The organism is Flavobacterium sp. PL02 (genome assembly GCF_035013205.1).
Taxonomy (GTDB): domain Bacteria; phylum Bacteroidota; class Bacteroidia; order Flavobacteriales; family Flavobacteriaceae; genus Flavobacterium.
Map to the genome: position 1 here is coordinate 521,569 of NZ_JAYGJP010000003.1, position 18,532 is coordinate 540,100.

Below are 18,532 nucleotides of genomic sequence, written 5' to 3' on the forward strand. Positions count from 1 at the left end.
ATCATGATAAATTTGATAACAATAGTAATTATAGAGATAGTAGAGTTTTGTAAAACACTGTTTTTATAAAGTAAAGTACAAACTAACCAAACCAAATTATAATTAAAAAATTAAGATAATGATACTTAACTGGATAAAAATATTTATTTACCATTTAAAGCAAAACAAACTGTTTTCGTTTTTAAATGTTTTAGGATTAAGCATAGGAATTGCAGGTGTTATTTTTGCGATTTTATATTGGAACAATGAGAACTCTTATGATCAGTGGAATCCCGAAAAAGAGAATGTATATCAGGTTCTTAATAAAATAGGTGCAACAGGAGATATCTGGGCTTCGAGTTCTATTCCTTTTGCAAAGACATGTAAAGCTACAATTCCTGAAATAGAATCTATCTGTTATATTGATAGTTGGTATTATGATGATGTAATTAAGTCTGATGGTCAAAAATGGATTGGTAAAAAAATATTAGTTGCCGATGGTGATTTTTTTGAATCCTTTCCATTTCCAATTATTAAAGGAGCTAAAAAAGATATTCTGAAAGAGAAAAATAGTGCAGCCATATCTGAAGATGAAGCTAAAAAGATTTTTAAAAATGAAGATCCTATTGGTAAAACCATTACAAATGATGATAAATCGTATATCATTAAAGCGGTTTATAAAGTTATCAAGCCATCGTCTATTGAGCCTAATTATGTGTTTGGCGGACTTTTAAAGGAAAATGATGAGGGTAGTTGGGGGAACTTTAATTATGGATTGTTTGTAAAACTAAAAAAAGGAGCAGACGCAGCAAGTGTTTTAAAGAAAATGCAAAATGTGAATTTTGTAAATAGAACGCTGAAAGATGCTAAAGGAAGTGGGCAAACTGTTGAAGAGTACATTAAAGAAAATGGAGAAACGGAAGTTATCTTAGATCAGTTAAAATTAGGGCGACTTCATGGTACAAAATCCACCGCAGGAAGTAGTTATCCTGAAGGAAAAGGAAATTTACAGTTGTTGTACATTATGGTAGGATTATCTATTCTTATTCTTGCTTTGTCTTTGGTGAACTACATTAATCTGGCAACAGCATCGGCAATTAAGAGAGCTAAAGAAGTTGGTGTGCGTAAGATTGTAGGTGCCAATAAATCGCAAATTGTGTCTCAGTTTATATTAGAAACGGCAATAATTGTTATTCTGGCTATTCTTTTTGCATTGGCAATCGTAGAGCTTTCTTTGCCTTTTTATAATGAGTTTTTAGATAAAAACTTAACTATGAATGGGACTGAGTTTTACCTACAAATCATTATTATTTTTGTTATTGTAATTGTTCTTGCCGGAATATTTCCTGCAGTTTATATCGCCAATTTTGAAACGCTGAAGGTTTTAAAGGGGAATTTTTCGCGAAGTAAAAGCGGAATCTGGATACGAAATTCGATGTTGATTTTTCAGTTCACCATTGCAGCATTCTTTATCATTGGTGCGTTGATTGTGTATTCTCAGGTGAATTACATGATGAATAAAGACTTAGGTTTTAGCGGAGATCAGGTTCTTAAGATTTCTTTTAATCATAAAAATCGTGAAAAAAGATTAGAAAAGTATTTTACAACAAAACAAGAATTACTAAAAATAGAAGGCGTTCAGAATGTTTCGACTTTTGCGGGGTCTTTTGGTAACGGGACTAATTCTAGTTCAGGCTTTACACACAAAGGAGTTTTTGTACAGCCTCGTAATGTTGATATGGATTTTGGTTTTCTTGAAATGATGAAAATTAAAATTGTTCAAGGGCGTGATTTATCGCCTAAATATGCATCGGATACGGTAAGTAACTGGTTGATAAATGAAACTTGTGCTAAGATGTTAAATCTTAAAAATCCAATAAATACGATAATCAGTTCAGGTTGGGGGAATGAAAACGGGAATATGAAATTTAAAATTGTAGGTGTAGTAAAAGATTTTCATATTACAGGATTACAAAACAAGGTTCCACCAATGATTTTTATTAGTATTAAAACATTGAAATGGAATAATTTTAATAATGTATTTGTAAAGGTTAATCCTAAAGATCTTGCCACAACCATTCCGAAGTTAGAAGCATATTGGAAAAAGAACATCAATGCTGATTTTCCTTTTTCTTATGAATTTGTAGATAAAAGTTTTGCAAAAACATATAGCGAACAGGTAAAACAGAAGAATTTGTTTTTTGTACTTAATATTGTTGTGATTGTAATTGCTATTTTTGGATTGTTTGCATTAGCATCATTTTCGATGGAAAGAAGATTAAAAGAAATTGCTATTAGAAAAACACTTGGTGCAGAAACAGACGCTTTACTTAAAGAATTGTCGAAACAATATGTTGGATTTTGTTTGCTAGGCTTTGTAATCGGAATATTTCCAGCTTATATTTTGCTTAACAAATGGCTGGAGAATTTTGCCTTTAGGATAGATGTACCAGTCTTGCCATTTATTGTTGCATTGTTTGTGTTGCTTTTCTTAACTTTGGTAATTGTTTTGGCAAAAGCATATCAAGTAACAAAAATCGATATTCTTAAATATCTTAAATACGAATAATTAATCTGAGCAATTAATTAAAATTGAGTTTTGGTTCCAGACCCGACAAGCGATTAGCTAGTCGGGTCTTTTTTATATAGAACCTTTTTTTATTGCTCAGCGATAGCATCTGAATAAAGTAATTTATCTAGTTTTTGATCTCTGTCATATACATCTGGATAAAAACCAATCTCTCCATCTTCGTTTACCCAAGCGGTAAAATAGCCAATATAGATTGGGATTTTGGTTTTTAATTTACAAGGCGTTTCTTTTTCACCACTCATTGCTTTGTCTATTTTGTCAACTGGCCAGTCAGGGTCATCTTTTAAAATTGCAAGTGCCAGCCCTTTAGCTTCTTTTACGTTTATACAGCCGTGACTAAAAGTACGTTTTTCAAATTCAAACAAACTTTTGGCTGGAGTATCGTGCAAATAGATATCATTGGGGTTTGGGAACATAAACTTAACTAATCCTAGAGAGTTTTGAGGTCCGGGTTTTTGTCTTACATTGCCTCCGTTCCATTCCATATTATGATCAGCCAAATAGTTTTTATCCCTGGCTATTTCAGATTTTAATTCGTTTTTAATGATGCTCTGCGGAACATACCAGTATGGGCTAAATACAATTCTGTCCATATTACCACTAAAAATTACTGTTTCGGTCATACGTGTTCCCACAAAAACATCTGATACTAATTCGTATTTACCATTTTTAACATAAACTAGTTTGAAAGATGGGATATTCACCATTATGTATTCACTTGCCTGTACTAAATCTGTAGGGATCCATCGACAACGTTCCATGTTTAGCATTATGGTTTTGATTCTTTTAGCAATAGGCTCATTCATTTGATTGATATGCTCTAGAGTCAAAGCATAGTTTAATTTAAGACCATATCTTTTTTTATACTTTAAAACGGCGTCCATCATCTCTTGATCATAGACTTCTCTATTAGAATTTTGCGCTAAATCTCCAACTACAAATAAGCGCTCTCTGATCTGTTTTATAACAGTACCACTATCAAGCGGTCTTATATCTTTGAAATTGGCACTATCAATATCTATTTTTTTCCATAAATTGTTTTTTTCGATTGTTCGGTATTTTTTTAAAACCACCTTAAGCTTGTAATATTGTGCAAATAAAAGGTTCTCGTCTTTGTTTAATCGGCCAGGATCAACCATTAGAGAATCTAGTATTTTTGTGTACGAAACACTTTTGGCTGGTAGGAACCAACCTATCTTTTTTAAAGTTGCAGGGTCAACACCAGAATACACATTGCTTGCATAAAACACATACATATTAGATAATAAAAGTTCAGTGTCTATCTGAGGTAGTTTATTGGATACATTTTCATTAAAAACATCATTTACCAAATCCATATAAGGCATTGTAGCTTTGATGCCATCACGGTCATTTAATAATTGTACTTTATGATACAATAAAAATCCAAATTCTGTAATGTTCTTGTCATCATACCAAATTGAGTTATATTCTTTCTTTTTATAAAGATCTAAAACATCATTTTGGTATTTTTTTAATTTTGGATATTTTTTGTAAAACTCATTAATTAACTCAGGAGCAATAGAGGTTTCGGATACAAAAACGCTCTCTAAAGCGATTGTTTTGTTTTTTGCATCGATTTCTTTAGATGAAGATTTAAAAGAAACCAATAAAAAACTAACAACAATGATTACAGATGATAAAGTAAAATTCCGCATATTTTTAGATTTAGATTTAAAAATAGAATTCGATTCAAAAACATATAAAAAATATTTATAATTTTCTTAAAACCAAGTTTTTAAGTTCTATTTGCGTAGGAGGAAGTATAAGTTTGAGGTACTCAAATATAGTTAGTATTATTGATACTTATAGTGTATTATCCTAAAAAAAACATCTCAAAACTCGTATATTTTAATTGAAAAAGTATTTTAAGATTGTAATCGGGACAAAAATATTGTTTGTGTTTTTGTGTCTAAAAAGCGAATGTTAACAGTTAGAATCATTTTGAGTAATCTCAATATCAATAAATACAATTTAAAAGAGTTTGAATCTTAACTTAATCAGTTATCTTTGTAATCTAAAATCGGTTTAAATTAATATAGTTTTTGAAGCGATTATTGTCAATAGAAAATAGTAAAGTTAAAATGAAATTAGACAGAAAAGAAATCCTTAAAGCTTTAGAAACGATTACTATAGCTGGTGAAGGTAAGAATATGGTTGAAAGTGGAGCAGTAGCAAACGTTATTACTTTTGGTGATGAAGTTGTTGTAGATTTAGTTTTACATACTCCTGCAATGCACATAAAAAAACGTGCTGAAGACGATATTAAAAAAACAATACTTGAGTTAGTTTCTCCTGAAGCTAAAATTAAAGTAAACATTAAAGTTGAAACTCCGGAGAAAAACGAAATTAAAGGTCGTGCAATTCCAGGAATTAAAAATATTATTGCTGTAGCTTCTGGAAAAGGAGGAGTTGGTAAATCGACTGTTACAGCAAACTTAGCCGTAACATTAGCTAAAATGGGTTTTGCAGTTGGAGTTTTAGATGCCGATATTTATGGGCCATCTATGCCAATTATGTTTGATGTAGAAGCAGAAAAGCCTGTTTCGATATTAGTTGACGGAAAGTCAAAAATGAAACCTATTGAAAGTTATGAAGTTAAAATACTTTCTATAGGATTTTTTACAGCGCCAAGTCAGGCAGTAATCTGGAGAGGACCAATGGCTTCTAAAGCTTTGAATCAAATGATTTTTGATGCTGATTGGGGAGAATTAGATTTTATGTTAATTGATTTACCTCCAGGAACAGGAGATATTCATCTTTCAATCATGCAGTCACTTCCTATTACTGGAGCAGTTGTAGTAAGTACTCCACAAGCAGTAGCTTTAGCTGATGCTAAAAAAGGGGTTTCGATGTTTATGCAAGATAACATCAATGTACCAGTTTTAGGAATTATAGAAAATATGGCGTACTTTACACCTGAAGAATTGCCTGATAATAAATATTATATCTTTGGAAAAGAAGGTGCTAAGAACTTAGCTGAAGATTTAGGAGTTCCGTTTTTAGGAGAAGTTCCAATTGTACAGTCTATTCGTGAAGCAGGAGATTATGGTCGTCCGGCAGCTTTGCAAACAGCATCGGCAATCGAAACTGTTTTTGAAGAAATCACTAGAAACGTAGTACAGGAAGTAGTAAGTCGTAACGAAAGTTTGCCTGCTACCGAAGCAATAAAAATTACAACAATGGCAGGATGTTCTGCAGTAAAGAAAAAATAAATTAGATAATTGAGATAATGATTCAAATTAGATAATTAGGAAATTAGATAATTAGATAATTGTAGTTTGTGTAAAAACGAAGCATTTATGCTTCAATCTGTACAGTCTTTAATTATCTAATTATTTAATTGACACATTCTCTAATCGACACATTCTCTAATTGAATATAAAAATTATGACAACAGAAGAATTAACAAGCAATGTTTTAAAAGCGCTAGATGAAATCAGACCGTTTCTGAATTCAGACGGAGGTGATATAACATTAGTTTCTATAGAAGATGATAAACACGTTAAGGTTCGCCTTGAAGGAGCGTGTACAAGTTGTAGTGTAAATCAAATGACGCTTAAAGCAGGAGTTGAAACTACAATTAAAAAGTTTGCACCGCAGATCGAAACTGTGGTTAATATTATGTAATTATAGCGATTTGCTATGGTGAAAAATATTTGTTTTTTGTGAATTAAACGAAATTATTACTAATGCTAATTAAAATTTTTTAGTATTTGTTTAGATAATTTAGATGCTGAATGTTGTATTGTTAAAAATGCGCTTGTTTTGTTTTTGAATTTAAATTTATTAATAAGAAAATAGTGTTAAAATTAGCAAATATTCAGAAAAATAACTTAATAAAGTAATTTTGACAAAAAAAAGTGTTAAGAATTAGGGGTTTTGCAATGGTATTTAATATAAATTTAACTTAAATTTGCCATATAACCTCAAACCTTACATTTATGAATAATTTTTACAAGCTAATTGTTTTGCTGCTTTTTACTTCTGCCACCTATGGTCAGCAGGCTACAGATAATCTATATGTTGATAAAGCATGGGTGAATGAATTCGAAGAATGGTCAGATTTTAAATTTACAGGTCAGATTATTATTTCACCGACACCTGAAGAGGGAAGTCTGAGAATTGCAAATTATGATTTTTTGTATGATTTTTCAGAAGGAAGAGCCAAATTTTCAAACAGACAAAGTTACGCAACTGCTGAGTTTTCCCATCCAAGAAAAATTAAAACTACTACAGATAAGCAAGGTATTGTGAATTCAACTTATGAAGGAACATTAATCTTTCAGAATGGGAATGATTATTATTCAGTTATTGCAGTAGTTACTATATTAGATAAAGGAAATATTATAGGCTTAAAAATGCACTTAAAGGATAATTTAAAAGAATATGCATTTAGTTTTAAACCTAGCAATTAGTATTTTGTAAAAGATAATGTATTTTTGCTATCTGAAAATGCGTTAATAATCAAAATTCCGATAAGTTAAAAATGGATGTATTAATAAAGATTAAAGATAGAGAGGGAGTTGTTCATGAACTACAAGCTCCAACTGATATGGCAATGAATGTAATGGAGTTGTGTAAAGCTTATGAGCTTCCTGTAGAAGGAACTTGTGGCGGAATGGCAATGTGTGCTTCTTGTCAGTGTTACGTGCTAAATGATGTTGAGTTACCAGAAATGGGAGACGAAGAAGAAGCAATGCTTTCGGAGGCGTTTTATGTTAAGTCTAATAGTCGTTTAGGATGTCAGATTCCTATCACAGAAGGTTTAGAAGGTTTGGAACTGGAATTAGCTCCAGAATATTAATATAAAGTATAAAGCGAGAAATTTTTCTCGCTTTTTTTTATTCTTGAAACTTCACTTTTGGTAAAATACGCTGTACAAATAAAGAATATGCTGATTCTGACGGATGTAATCCGTCTTGTGCAACCAAACTCGGATTCGATAATCCTTGTCGTGTGATATCGGTTATTGTAATAAATTCGATATTATTTGCTTTGCAATAGTTTTCTGCAAAAGCATTGTATTTATCTATCTCTGATGAAATTGTTTTGCTATTGTATACGGCCGATTGACCAAAAGGAGTATAAGCATAGTCTGGTATGGAAACTACAATAACATTTGATTTTTTTCCTTTTGCTAAAGAAATTGCATTGTTTACCAATTGCGGGAATTCATTTTCGTATAAGGTGAAAGATGCGTTCTGAAATTGATTATTGACTCCTATTAGCAATGTCACTAAGTCATAATTAGAATCTGGATTTTCGGCTTTTATCGCTGACAATAGGTTAGATGTTGTCCAGCCTGTTTTTGCGATGATTTTTAGCGAAAATGAGGTTGCAGGATAGGTGCTAGATAAGTTGCGTCTTAATTGCTCTGGAAAACGGCAAGTTTCACATACGCTTTGTCCAATAGTGTAACTATCGCCAAGAGCTAGGTAGTTTATCGTTTTTGCAGTAAGAGGAGGAGTAATTGTAACTGGGGGAACAATAGTTTTAGTTGGTGCATTTGTTTCGTTTTCCGAACTACAACTAATCGTAGAAATTGCGAATAAAAATGTAAGTATTATTTTGAATTTACGTTTCATAATATATAATTAAGGCATTAGTAATCTCCCTAATAATACTTACGTTAAAAATAGAATATTGGTTTTTATGCCATTTCTATTTTTATGCTGATTTCTTCTTCGATAGCATCCCATAATCCAATTCTTTTTTCTAAAGCCAGAATGGAAATTTCTTGAACATCAGACCATTTTTGTGCGTCGTCTTCGCATAAATCGGTAATCATTTTCATTGCCATAGGACCATGCTCATCTGCATCTAGTTCTATATGACGTTCAAAATAATATATAAGTTTGCTTAAATCTGTATCAGGTAAGTTTTCTTGAAAATTTTTCAATATCGCAGTAAACATATTCGGAATCAAATCTTCTCTTCCAAAAGTAAAAGCTGCTGCAATTTCATGTGGTTTTCCTTCTTCGATTACTCTAAAAGTAAAATCCAGAAAAGCTTTAATGTTTGGGTGTAATTGGCTTTGTTTTATTGCAACAAAAATGTTTTGTAAAGAGTTTACTTCGTTTAAAAAACCTTGAATGTTTTTTGTGCTTGCTCCACAATCTTCCATTGCCTCAAGATACATTTCGTAATGGCTTTGGCGACGACCATCAATACTTAAGTCCGTTTCTTCGGCTAGTACAATTTCGTTAATTAAATATCTAGTCTCTGGGTTTTTACTAGCAAACCACGGTGTAGTTGTACAGGTAAGTTTTGCTTGTAAAGCTTTTAGTAAAGACATAAAATCCCAAACGGCGTAAACATGGCTTTCCAGGAAGCAATGTAAATCATCGATGTTTTGGATTTTTTTATATAGGGGGTGTTGTAATAAAAGATCTTTCTGAGGTTGAATGCTATTGTTTATAGTTTCAATATTCATGGTGGTATTTTTTTTGCAAATATAAAAAAGCTTCTTGGTAACAAGAAGCTTTTAAATCGTTTTTATAAATATTTTAATAGATGATTTCTATTTAAAAGCTGGAATTCCAGTAATATCCATTCCTGTAATTAGTAAATGAATATCGTGAGTTCCTTCGTAAGTGATTACACTTTCAAGGTTCATCATGTGGCGCATGATAGAGTATTCACCAGTAATTCCCATTCCGCCTAATATTTGTCTGGCTTCACGAGCAATGTTGATTGCCATATCGACATTGTTTCTTTTTGCCATCGAAATTTGAGCAGTTGTTGCTCTTCCTTCGTTTCTTAAAACTCCTAAACGCCAAGTTAATAATTGTGCTTTGGTGATTTCGGTAATCATTTCGGCCAATTTTTTTTGTTGTAATTGAGTTCCTGCAATAGGTTTGTCAAACTGAATTCTCTCTTTTGCATATCTTAAAGCTGTATCGTAACAATCCATTGCAGCGCCAATTGCGCCCCAAGCGATTCCGTAACGAGCAGAATCTAAACAACCAAGTGGTGCTCCTAATCCAGATTTGTTAGGTAATAAATTTTCTTTAGGAATTTTTACATTATCAAAAATCAATTCTCCTGTAGATGATGCACGAAGCGACCATTTATTATGAGTTTCTGGAGTTGTAAAGCCTTCCATACCGCGCTCTACGATTAAACCGTGTATTCTTCCTTCTTCATTTTTAGCCCAAACTACTGCAATGTCAGCAAATGGCGCATTCGAAATCCACATTTTTGCTCCATTCAATAAGTAATGATCTCCCATGTCTTTAAAGTTGGTAATCATACTACCTGGGTCAGAACCATGATTTGGTTCCGTTAAACCGAAACATCCGATAAATTCACCAGTAGCAAGTTTAGGTAAATATTTCATTCTTTGCTCTTCATTTCCGTATTTCCATATTGGGTACATTACTAATGAAGATTGAACAGATGATGTAGAGCGAACTCCTGAATCTCCACGTTCGATTTCTTGCATGATTAAACCGTAAGAAATTTGATCTAATCCAGCTCCGCCGTATTCAACAGGTATATAAGGGCCAAAACCACCTATTTCTCCTAAGCCTTTTATGATTTGTTTTGGGAATTCTGCTTTTTGAGCATACTCTTCAATAATAGGAGAAACTTCTCTTTTTACCCATGCTCGGGCAGAATCTCTAACGAGTTTGTGCTCGTCGCTTAATAAGTCGTCTAGGTTATAATAATCTGGTGCTTGAAATAGGTCTGGTTTCATAATTTATGTTTTTTTTCTAGAACAAATTTACACAATATAGATATAACAAAACAAAAGTAAATTGTTATAATTTTTATTGATTTAAAAATAATAATCAGAATTAAATTGTGATAATGTTAAGATTTCTATTGCAAATTATTGTTTGCTTATTGGTATTAATGAACTAAATTTGGGATAATTCAAAACTATATCGTTAATGAAATTTGTTAAATGCCTCCTATTTTTTTTTATTGCAAGTACTGTTTTCTCTCAGAAAAATTCGCAATTAAGCGATAAAGAGTATGTTCTATTACAAGATAAAATAAGAGTGTGTACAAATTCTAATGTAGATAGCGCTTTTATTTTTGTAAACAAAATGGAGCAATCGAGAGATTATTTGCATAAGACGTTTGCTTGCGGTGCAAAAGCATATTTATATCAGCTTAAAGATGATAGTATTAAAGCAAAAATGTTTTATGATCAGGCTTTTAGTTTTTTAGAGAAAGTAAAAAATTCAAAAGAAAAAAGAATACTACATGCAGATCTGTTAAATTATGGTGGACTTATCGATTGGAGAAAAAATAATCTAACTGCAGCTTTCGATAAATTCGAAAAAGGATTAACCATTGTTAAGAAGGAGAATGACCAGATTAGAATGGTGAAATTCTATATGAATATTTCTTTAATTAATATAGAAGTAGGTAATTATAAATCAGCAATTTTATCTCTGCAAGAGTCAAATAAAATAACGGATAGAATAAAATACTCGTTTTCTGAAGAGAAATTTACCAATTATAAGAGTAATATTAATTTTAATTTAGGAAGAGCTTTTGAGAAAGCTTACGGGAAAAACTATTCTAATCCTAAACTTTTAGATTCTGCAAAACACTACTATACAAAAGCAATTTTATATTCTAATAATTATTTAAATACAAAACTAAACTCTAAAATGAGTCTAGGGAATATTTATTATATGAAGAATGATTTGGCTAATGCCGAAAAAATATATTATGATGTTTTGTTGTTTAGTGAAGAAAATAAATTGCTTCCCGAGTTATTTTCTGCTAGTTATAATTTGGGAAGTTTGTTCTTTAAAACGAAAGAATATGATAAGTCATTGTATTTTTTTAAAAAAGTAGATTCTATATATAACATTACCAAGGTTGATGATCTGTATTATATTAACTCTAATTATTATTTAGCCAAGATTTATACCATCAAAAATGAACCTCAAGAGGCATTAAAATATTCTGAGAAATACTTTGATAAGTTCGAGACAATTCAGTCAAAAATTGATAATGAAGCTTTAGAAGTTAATTTTCGATTGGGTAATGTGAATGTCAAAAAAGAGATGGAAGACCTTCAGTCTAAAAATCAGAATAAAATTAGATTTTGGAATTTGATGATTTTTATTCTTGTTGGGCTGGTTGTGGTTTTGGTTGTTTTGTATGTAAAAAGCATTAAGAAAAAAAGAGAAACGGATAAGAAAGTGAATACTTTAATTGAAGAGTATAAACAAAGATTAGCGTTAAACAATGCAATTCCAGAAACAGTAAATGAAGAAGTGGTTGTAGTAGACAGTGTGCCTAAAATGGCTGTTAAAATGAATTTAGATTTAGAGAAGGAAGAAGAAATATTCGAAAAATTAAAGCAATTAGAAAAGAAGCATTACTATCTAAATTCAGATTTCACTCAACAATCTGTAGCTAAGAAAATTAAAACAAATACCAGTTATTTATCTTATGTTGTAAATAAGAGATTTGGTAAAACTTTTAGCGAATACTCTAATGAATTAAAGATTAATTACGTGATTAACGAATTAATAACGAATTCAAAATATCGTAAGTACTCAACTCAGGCACTTGCCGAGAGTGTGGGTTTTAAAAATGCTGTTTCTTTTACAAAATCCTTTAGCAAAAGAACAGGAGTAACTCCAACTCAGTTTACTAAAAAATTAGAAACTACAGAATTCTGAGGGTAAAGCTGTAGTTTCTAATTTTATTTCTCTACTAAGTCTGACCAGGTGGCCTCACTGTTCCTGGCGGGATAATATTTGCTATAATTTTAGGATCTGTATTAGGATCTATTATTGGTTCATCTCCTCCCATGATCATTTTGTATTGTTTTTTCGGGAGCTCATTTTTTTTAAAATCTTCGAGCGTTAACGAGGTCTTTTTCATAAGTTGTATTTGTTAGAATGCCAAAATTATAGAAAAGGAATACCGATAATTTGGATTGTGATTTTGAAATATATTTTTACTGGTTGTTTTTTTTAATCAGTTGATAAATAATGCTTTGCAATATAAAAAAGAGCTAAACTATTTATAAATTATATATTCATTTTTTTTAAAAATCCAAAAAATTAACTTTTTTTATGTGAAAGATTGTCAATATTTGTGATAATCCTTTCCATAATAATTAAGATTGTCCCTATGATTAAATTAGTTAACAAGTACCTTGACTTAAACAATTATTTAAATGCTAAAAAGGAGTTCGAAGAGTTATTCCTTTCTCATCCTAATTATCCAAGTCTATTTGCTATTACAGATTCATTGAATACATTATCAATAGAGAATATTGTAATAAAAGTCCCAAAAGAACAATTGGCTGAATTGCCTGAATCTTTCCTGGCAATTTATAATCAGGATTTAGTTTTGGTTCAAAAAACAGAATCTTCAATTACAATTGAGACTGAAAAAAGTAAAAAGGTTACTTTATCAGTTGATGATTTCTCCAAAGACTGGAGTGGGGTTGTACTTGCAATAGAGCCTAATGAAGCTCAGGAAGAAGAAGTTTTGAGTGAAAATCCAAAATGGCTTAAGTATGGTATTTTGTTTTTGGCGCTAATTGTCTTATCTAGTTTTTATAACGATTATAAGATATTCGATTATGCTTTTTTAGTCACCTCTTTATTGGGATTAATAGTAAGTGTTTTCATAATTCAGGAAAAGTTAGGTATAGATAACCAAATGGTGTCTAAGTTTTGTAATATCAATCCAAATACTTCATGCGAATCAGTTATTAAATCAGATAATGTAGATGTTAATAAGTGGTTTGGTTTTTCGGATTTACCATTAATCTTCTTTGTTACAGCAGTTCTGGCAATGTTAATAGGACCAGCAAATTCTAATCTTGTAGGATTGCTTAGTCTGGCAGCTATACCAATCATTGCCTATTCTATCTGGGTTCAGAAATTCCAGATAAAAAAATGGTGTGTATTGTGTTTGGTTATTTCTTTTTTAATGATAGTTCAAGGAATAGGTTGGGCTTTTGAATCTGAATTAAAGTTAAGCATTACGTTGGCTAGCCTTTTTCAGTATTTATTCTCTTTGATTCTTATTTCTTCGTTATGGTTTACTATAAAACCAGTTATTGAGGATAAATTAAAAGCAGAAAGTTCTGTGAAGAACTTAACCAAGTTCAGAAGAAACTATACTCTTTTTGAATTCTTATCTAAGGATGTTACTGCACAAGAAGGGTTTGATAAATTGGCAGGATTGCATTTTGGAAATACTGCTGCTGCTGTCAAGCTTTCTATTATCATAAGCCCAAGTTGTGGACATTGTCATAAAGCATTTGAGGAAGCATTTGAGTTAGTTTGGAAATTTCCCGAAAAAATATCTTTGAATGTATTGTTCAATATCAATCCAGATAACAATCAAAACCCTTATAAAATTGTCGTAGAAAGAATGTTGATGATTAATGATACTAATCCTGAAAACATTGTAGAAGCAATATCTGACTGGCATATTAAAAAAATGACATTAGAAGTATGGCAGGAAAAATGGAAAGTTGATTCTATTTCTATGAAAGTTAATTTACAAATTCAGCAGCAATATGATTGGTGCTCACAAAACGGATTTAATTACACACCAGTTAAAATTGTTAACAATAAGCTGTATCCTACCGAGTACGAATTAAGCGAACTAAAATATTTTATTAATGATATTTTAGAAAGCAACGAAACGTTAGAGAGGGATTCTCTTGTCTATATGTAAAGTATTTATAAAATTCTTGCAAGAGTAGACATAAGCTTCAAGTGTCTTAAAATGATTGGAGTAATAACCAATTTAAAATTCCCCAATTATGTTAAAGAAAATTTTAAAGCTTGAAGGTGCTCAGGAATTAACAAGAAGCGAGCAAAAAACTATTGATGGAGGAATTAATATTGAATGTAGTCCTACTGGCGTATGTTCAGGTAGCACTAAATGTGTGTTCGATTGTAAGCCAGTAGGCGTGTGTAGACCGAATAGTTACGTTGAGAAGCTTTGCTAATATATTAATTTGAGAATAGTAAGATTTTGTTGTCTTTAAATCTATAGACATAAGCTTCAAGTGTCTTAAAATGATTGGAGTAATAACCAAATTAAAATTTCCCAATTATGTTAAAGAAAATTTTAAAGCTAGAAGGTGCTCAGGAATTAACAAGAAGTGAGCAAAAAACTATCCAAGGTGGAAGAGCTTGTGATCAAGGTGGATGGTGTCCAACAGGAAGTAAATGTGTATCTGATTGTAGGTTTGATGAGATTTGTAGGCCAAACAGTTACATTGAGTGTTAGTTTACTAATAGCTCAATTTAAGATTAATAAAACCAAAAAACCATATTATGTTAAGTAAAATTTTAAAATTAGAAGGTGCTCAAGTGTTAACGCAAAAAGAGCAAAAAAGTATTAATGGTGGTGTTACCGAAGTTTGTGCTAAAGCATTGGCTGCTGGATACGCAATATTAAAAGGATCGGCTCCGTGCCCTCCACAATATCCTTTAGCCGGAGGTGGTTGTTGTTTTGCAGATTAAAACAAAACCGTAAACTCATTTAGGACTTTACCTAATTAATAAAATAAAAGTATATAAAAATCGAAGCTCAAGTTTAAAATCGATTTTTAGTATGAATAGACATAAGCTTCAAGTGTCTTAAAATGATTGAAGTATTAACAAATTCAAAAAACCGTATTATGTTAAAAAGCATTTTAAGCCTAAAAGGCGCAGAAGAGTTGACAAAAAAACAGCAAAAAGAAATTAAAGGATCTTGGATTCCACCTGAAGGTAGATTTTGCCCGAATGGAACATGTCAATATTATGAAGGTGGACCTTGCAGAAAAGTATCTGATCAATGTATTTAATTCTGTTAAGTAATTAGACATAAAACTTCGAGTGTCTTAAAATGATTGAAGTATTAACAAAATTTAAAATTCCCCAATTATGTTAAAGAATATTTTAAAACTTGAAGGTGCTCAGCAATTAACCAGAAGTGAGCAAAAAATCATTAAAGGCGGGTTAGCCTGTGGTGTCGATGGATATTGTCCAGGGACTAGTATATGTGTGACAGATTGTAGGTTTTCAGGTATCTGTAGACCATCTAGTTATGTAGAGTGCTAATGTGTTAATGGCTTAATAGGATTAAGAAGTAGAAATGCTCTAAAATATAGACACAAACTTCAAGTGTCTTAAAAATTTTGAAGTAGTAACAAAATCAAAAAACCATATTATGTTAAAGAATATTTTAAAATTAGAAGGCGCTCAGCAACTTACAAATAAAGAACAAAAATCTATTAACGGATCAGGGATAGTATGTAATGGTATTGATATCCTTATTTGCTGCCCTGATGGTATATGTGCATGTGCTCCAGCAGGGACACCATGTATGCTGACTTAGATAATAGTTTGGACATAAAACTTCGAGTGTCTTAAAATGATTGAAGTAGTAACAAATTCAAAAAACCATATTATGTTAAAGAAGATTTTAAACCTGGAAGGTGCTCAAGAATTGTCTAAAAATGAGCAAAAAGTTGTTAAGGGAGGATTACGTTGTAGTGCAGATGGGTATTGTCCTCGTAATACAGTATGCGTTGGTAGAGATGTTGCAAGTGGTAATGATGGAGATTGCAGACCAGTATAATTAAAATTTTGGACTGATATCCAATGTAATAATTAAATTTTAAAAATATCAATTATGTTAAAAAATATTTTAAAATTAGAAGGTGCTCAAGAATTGACAAATAATGAGCAAAAAAGTATTAATGGAGGTATTACTGAAGAGTGTGCTAATGCTATCGCCAGTGGAGAAGCCATATTTAAAGGTGGTAAGCCATGTCCTGTATTGTATCCTATTTCTTCAGGAGGTTGTTGCTATCAAGGTTAATTCCTTATTAAAATTAGATACAAAATTGTCTTAAGCTGTTTTGTTTTTTAATCAAGATTGTATGTAGATACTCTTCATGTATGTTGCATAAGAAGAATTCTTAGCTCAAGTTTTATAATACAATTTCATGGTTTAGACATAAATCCCAAGTGTCTTTAAATGATTGGGGTATTAACAAATTCAAAAAACCATATTATGTTAAAATCAATTTTAAAATTAGAAGGAGCTCAAAAATTAACTAATAGCGAGCAAAAAAGTATTAATGGTGGTGCATGTGTTATCCTTTGTTGTCCAGATACAGGATGTTCATGTGTTCCTAAAGGAACAGCTTGTATGCTATAGTTAATTGATTTCTATCAATTAATAATATTAACAAATTCAAAAAACCAAATTATGTTAAAGAACATTTTAAAATTAGAAGGTGCTCAAAAACTAACTAATAGCGAGCAAAAAAGTATTAATGGAGGAGGCGACTGTGTTATTCTTTGTTGTCCAGAAGTAGGATGTATATGTGTTTTTAAAGCAAATATTCCGCTTCAATGTTATAGTAGTTAATTGATTTTGCTCAATTGACAAATTAGTAGTATTGAGCCCCGAGAATCATAAGATGACTGGGGTATTTTTTAATTTTTAATCCATATATCATGTTAAAAAACATTTTAAATCTAGAAGGTGCTCAGAAAATTGAAAAAAATGAGCAAAAAAAGATTAGTGCTGGTAGTGCTCCATATTGTGAAGCAGGTTTTTGTGCAAGACGTTCATTGGAAGATGGAAAATGGGTATGGGATTGTTTACCATGCTAATTAAATTTATTTAATCATTTTAATTTAAAATATAATATCATGTTAAAAAACATTTTAAACTTGGAAGGTGCTCAGAAAATAACTAAAAATGAGCAAAAATCAATTACAGGAGGTGGTGCACCACTTTGTGACGAAGGTTTCTGTGCGGAACGTTTATTAGAAAATGGAAAATGGGTATGGCGTTGTATGCCTTGCTAATTAAATTTATTTAATCACTTTAATTTAAAATAGTATGTTGAAAAATATTTCGAAAATAGATGGAGCTCAGGAATTAACAGAAAATGAGCAAAAAGTAATTAAAGGAAACGGACCTGGCGATTTTATCGTTTGTTGTCCTGAAGATAATAATATTGCCTATCCAGATTGCAGATTTATTGAGTGTTCTAGATAATTTTTATACTAGGGTTTATGAGTTTTAGGCATAAACCCTAGTTCTTAAAAAAGTGAAGTATTAACGAATTAATAAAAACTAATTATGTTAAAAAATATTTTAAACTTAGAAGGGGCTCATCAATTAACCAAAAATGAGCAAAAGAGTATTCATGGAGGTATAGCCTGTACTAAAGGAAGAATATGTCCAACAGGAACATATTGTGTTGTCTCAGGCGAATTTGAGGGACTTTGTAGAAAAAATTAGTAAATATTTATTCAACATTAAAAAAACGATACTTATGTTAAAGAATATTTTAAAATTAGAAGGAGTTCAAGAACTGAACATAACAGAGCAGAAAATAATCAAAGGTGGTACAGAGAAACCTAAAGAGGGATGTGCTGTAGATTTTTGTTTAAATATTTTCGGTGTTTGTGTTCGTTGTGAGCCTTAATGAAAATTAATTTTTTAAAAACAATACTTATGTTAAAGAATATATTAAATATTGAAGGTGCACAAAATTTAAGCAAAAGCGAACAAAAAATGCTTGTTGGAGGAGGTAAAATCCCGCCAGGAAACTGTAAATGTTTTTGCTATAATGGCGGTACTACAAAAATAAGTTCTTCTTGCTTTTCTTATTGTGCTGATGGTACAATACCAGGATTAGAAGAAGGAAGTACTGGGAATTGTACATTTCCTGGAGGTGGAGCTTAATTAATTAATTTTTAAAACTTTATATCATGTTAAAAAACATTTCAAATTTAGAAGGGGCTCAAAAATTAACTAAAAATGAGCAAAAAAGTATTAAAGGAGGTTTAAGAGATTGTATTGATCCTAACACAAATCAATGTAAGTATTATAGCTTATCATGTGCTAGTCCATGTCGTCCAGGGATAGAGCCTTAATAATGTAATATTAATTAAGTTTTTGTTAGTCCGTAAAACGACTAAC

Annotated in this window: 24 protein-coding genes; 19 read left to right on the forward strand and 5 right to left on the reverse strand. The window is 31.1% G+C overall.

Annotated elements, in window-relative coordinates:
• Nucleotides 1–118 precede the first annotated feature (118 nt).
• The gene (locus SHI72_RS13260; protein ID WP_323490240.1) at nucleotides 119–2,548 is read left to right on the forward strand and encodes an ABC transporter permease; all 2,430 of its coding nucleotides are present in this window, start codon (nucleotides 119–121) and stop codon (nucleotides 2,546–2,548) included.
• A gap of 89 nt (nucleotides 2,549–2,637) precedes the next feature.
• Here SHI72_RS13260 and SHI72_RS13265 read toward each other — a convergent pair whose 3' ends face one another.
• Entirely contained in the window at nucleotides 2,638–4,245 is a 1,608-nt protein-coding gene (locus SHI72_RS13265; protein WP_323490241.1) for a L,D-transpeptidase family protein, read from the reverse strand.
• 426 nt (nucleotides 4,246–4,671) lie between these two features.
• Here SHI72_RS13265 and SHI72_RS13270 point away from each other — a divergent pair, with 426 nt between their 5' ends.
• The 4 genes from SHI72_RS13270 to SHI72_RS13285 all read left to right on the forward strand — a co-directional run bounded on the left by SHI72_RS13270 (nucleotide 4,672) and on the right by SHI72_RS13285 (nucleotide 7,394).
• Nucleotides 4,672–5,802 (forward strand): Mrp/NBP35 family ATP-binding protein, encoded by a 1,131-nt coding sequence (locus SHI72_RS13270; RefSeq protein WP_039113774.1) that lies wholly within the window; start codon nucleotides 4,672–4,674, stop codon nucleotides 5,800–5,802.
• Between the two features lie 175 nt (nucleotides 5,803–5,977).
• Nucleotides 5,978–6,217 (forward strand): NifU family protein, encoded by a 240-nt coding sequence (locus tag SHI72_RS13275; protein WP_039113776.1) that lies wholly within the window; start codon nucleotides 5,978–5,980, stop codon nucleotides 6,215–6,217.
• Nucleotides 6,218–6,531: 314 nt separating this feature from the next.
• Nucleotides 6,532–7,005 (forward strand): hypothetical protein, encoded by a 474-nt coding sequence (locus tag SHI72_RS13280; RefSeq protein WP_039113778.1) that lies wholly within the window; start codon nucleotides 6,532–6,534, stop codon nucleotides 7,003–7,005.
• Between the two features lie 71 nt (nucleotides 7,006–7,076).
• Nucleotides 7,077–7,394: a 2Fe-2S iron-sulfur cluster-binding protein gene (locus SHI72_RS13285; protein ID WP_039116982.1), complete on the forward strand. Its 318-nt coding sequence runs from the start codon at nucleotides 7,077–7,079 to the stop codon at nucleotides 7,392–7,394.
• Nucleotides 7,395–7,431: 37 nt separating this feature from the next.
• Here SHI72_RS13285 and SHI72_RS13290 read toward each other — a convergent pair whose 3' ends face one another.
• From SHI72_RS13290 to SHI72_RS13300, 3 genes are all read right to left on the reverse strand, one after another.
• Nucleotides 7,432–8,175, reverse strand: a complete 744-nt coding sequence (locus SHI72_RS13290) for an SGNH/GDSL hydrolase family protein (protein WP_323490242.1) — start codon at nucleotides 8,173–8,175, stop codon at nucleotides 7,432–7,434.
• A 65-nt stretch (nucleotides 8,176–8,240) separates the two neighbouring features.
• On the reverse strand, nucleotides 8,241–9,023 hold the full coding sequence (locus SHI72_RS13295) for a DUF3050 domain-containing protein (protein ID WP_323490243.1): 783 nt from the start codon (nucleotides 9,021–9,023) through the stop codon (nucleotides 8,241–8,243).
• Nucleotides 9,024–9,110: 87 nt separating this feature from the next.
• On the reverse strand, nucleotides 9,111–10,289 hold the full coding sequence (locus tag SHI72_RS13300; protein WP_039113784.1) for an acyl-CoA dehydrogenase family protein: 1,179 nt from the start codon (nucleotides 10,287–10,289) through the stop codon (nucleotides 9,111–9,113).
• Nucleotides 10,290–10,485: 196 nt separating this feature from the next.
• Here SHI72_RS13300 and SHI72_RS13305 point away from each other — a divergent pair, with 196 nt between their 5' ends.
• Nucleotides 10,486–12,243 (forward strand): helix-turn-helix domain-containing protein, encoded by a 1,758-nt coding sequence (locus tag SHI72_RS13305; RefSeq protein WP_323490244.1) that lies wholly within the window; start codon nucleotides 10,486–10,488, stop codon nucleotides 12,241–12,243.
• Nucleotides 12,244–12,277: 34 nt separating this feature from the next.
• Here the strand turns inward: SHI72_RS13305 and SHI72_RS13310 are convergent, their stop codons facing one another.
• Nucleotides 12,278–12,448 carry a hypothetical protein gene (locus SHI72_RS13310; RefSeq protein ID WP_165763218.1) on the reverse strand — a complete coding sequence of 57 codons (171 nt, stop codon included), beginning with the start codon at nucleotides 12,446–12,448 and terminating at the stop codon, nucleotides 12,278–12,280.
• A 252-nt stretch (nucleotides 12,449–12,700) separates the two neighbouring features.
• Here SHI72_RS13310 and SHI72_RS13315 point away from each other — a divergent pair, with 252 nt between their 5' ends.
• The 13 genes from SHI72_RS13315 to SHI72_RS13375 all read left to right on the forward strand — a co-directional run bounded on the left by SHI72_RS13315 (nucleotide 12,701) and on the right by SHI72_RS13375 (nucleotide 18,486).
• The gene (locus tag SHI72_RS13315; RefSeq protein ID WP_086895274.1) at nucleotides 12,701–14,266 is read left to right on the forward strand and encodes a vitamin K epoxide reductase family protein; all 1,566 of its coding nucleotides are present in this window, start codon (nucleotides 12,701–12,703) and stop codon (nucleotides 14,264–14,266) included.
• A 608-nt stretch (nucleotides 14,267–14,874) separates the two neighbouring features.
• Nucleotides 14,875–15,063, forward strand: coding sequence for a hypothetical protein (locus SHI72_RS13320; protein ID WP_086895272.1), 189 nt, complete (start codon nucleotides 14,875–14,877; stop codon nucleotides 15,061–15,063).
• Between the two features lie 122 nt (nucleotides 15,064–15,185).
• Complete coding sequence (locus SHI72_RS13325; RefSeq protein ID WP_035621991.1) at nucleotides 15,186–15,389, forward strand: hypothetical protein; 204 nt, start codon at nucleotides 15,186–15,188, stop codon at nucleotides 15,387–15,389.
• 605 nt (nucleotides 15,390–15,994) lie between these two features.
• On the forward strand, nucleotides 15,995–16,165 hold the full coding sequence (locus SHI72_RS13330; protein WP_165572103.1) for a hypothetical protein: 171 nt from the start codon (nucleotides 15,995–15,997) through the stop codon (nucleotides 16,163–16,165).
• Between the two features lie 54 nt (nucleotides 16,166–16,219).
• Complete coding sequence (locus SHI72_RS13335) at nucleotides 16,220–16,408, forward strand: hypothetical protein (RefSeq protein ID WP_086895271.1); 189 nt, start codon at nucleotides 16,220–16,222, stop codon at nucleotides 16,406–16,408.
• Nucleotides 16,409–16,603: 195 nt separating this feature from the next.
• Nucleotides 16,604–16,750 (forward strand): hypothetical protein, encoded by a 147-nt coding sequence (locus tag SHI72_RS13340; protein WP_165572284.1) that lies wholly within the window; start codon nucleotides 16,604–16,606, stop codon nucleotides 16,748–16,750.
• Nucleotides 16,751–16,801: 51 nt separating this feature from the next.
• On the forward strand, nucleotides 16,802–16,963 hold the full coding sequence (locus SHI72_RS13345; RefSeq protein ID WP_165572104.1) for a hypothetical protein: 162 nt from the start codon (nucleotides 16,802–16,804) through the stop codon (nucleotides 16,961–16,963).
• 89 nt (nucleotides 16,964–17,052) lie between these two features.
• Entirely contained in the window at nucleotides 17,053–17,211 is a 159-nt protein-coding gene (locus tag SHI72_RS13350; RefSeq protein ID WP_165572105.1) for a hypothetical protein, read from the forward strand.
• Nucleotides 17,212–17,250: 39 nt separating this feature from the next.
• The gene (locus SHI72_RS13355) at nucleotides 17,251–17,409 is read left to right on the forward strand and encodes a hypothetical protein (RefSeq protein ID WP_323490245.1); all 159 of its coding nucleotides are present in this window, start codon (nucleotides 17,251–17,253) and stop codon (nucleotides 17,407–17,409) included.
• 34 nt (nucleotides 17,410–17,443) lie between these two features.
• Nucleotides 17,444–17,602 carry a hypothetical protein gene (locus SHI72_RS13360; RefSeq protein WP_165572107.1) on the forward strand — a complete coding sequence of 53 codons (159 nt, stop codon included), beginning with the start codon at nucleotides 17,444–17,446 and terminating at the stop codon, nucleotides 17,600–17,602.
• A 280-nt stretch (nucleotides 17,603–17,882) separates the two neighbouring features.
• Nucleotides 17,883–18,035: a hypothetical protein gene (locus SHI72_RS13365; protein ID WP_165572108.1), complete on the forward strand. Its 153-nt coding sequence runs from the start codon at nucleotides 17,883–17,885 to the stop codon at nucleotides 18,033–18,035.
• A gap of 29 nt (nucleotides 18,036–18,064) precedes the next feature.
• Nucleotides 18,065–18,295, forward strand: a complete 231-nt coding sequence (locus tag SHI72_RS13370; RefSeq protein ID WP_323490246.1) for a hypothetical protein — start codon at nucleotides 18,065–18,067, stop codon at nucleotides 18,293–18,295.
• Nucleotides 18,296–18,321: 26 nt separating this feature from the next.
• Nucleotides 18,322–18,486 (forward strand): hypothetical protein, encoded by a 165-nt coding sequence (locus tag SHI72_RS13375; RefSeq protein WP_323490247.1) that lies wholly within the window; start codon nucleotides 18,322–18,324, stop codon nucleotides 18,484–18,486.
• Nucleotides 18,487–18,532: the final 46 nt, after the last annotated feature.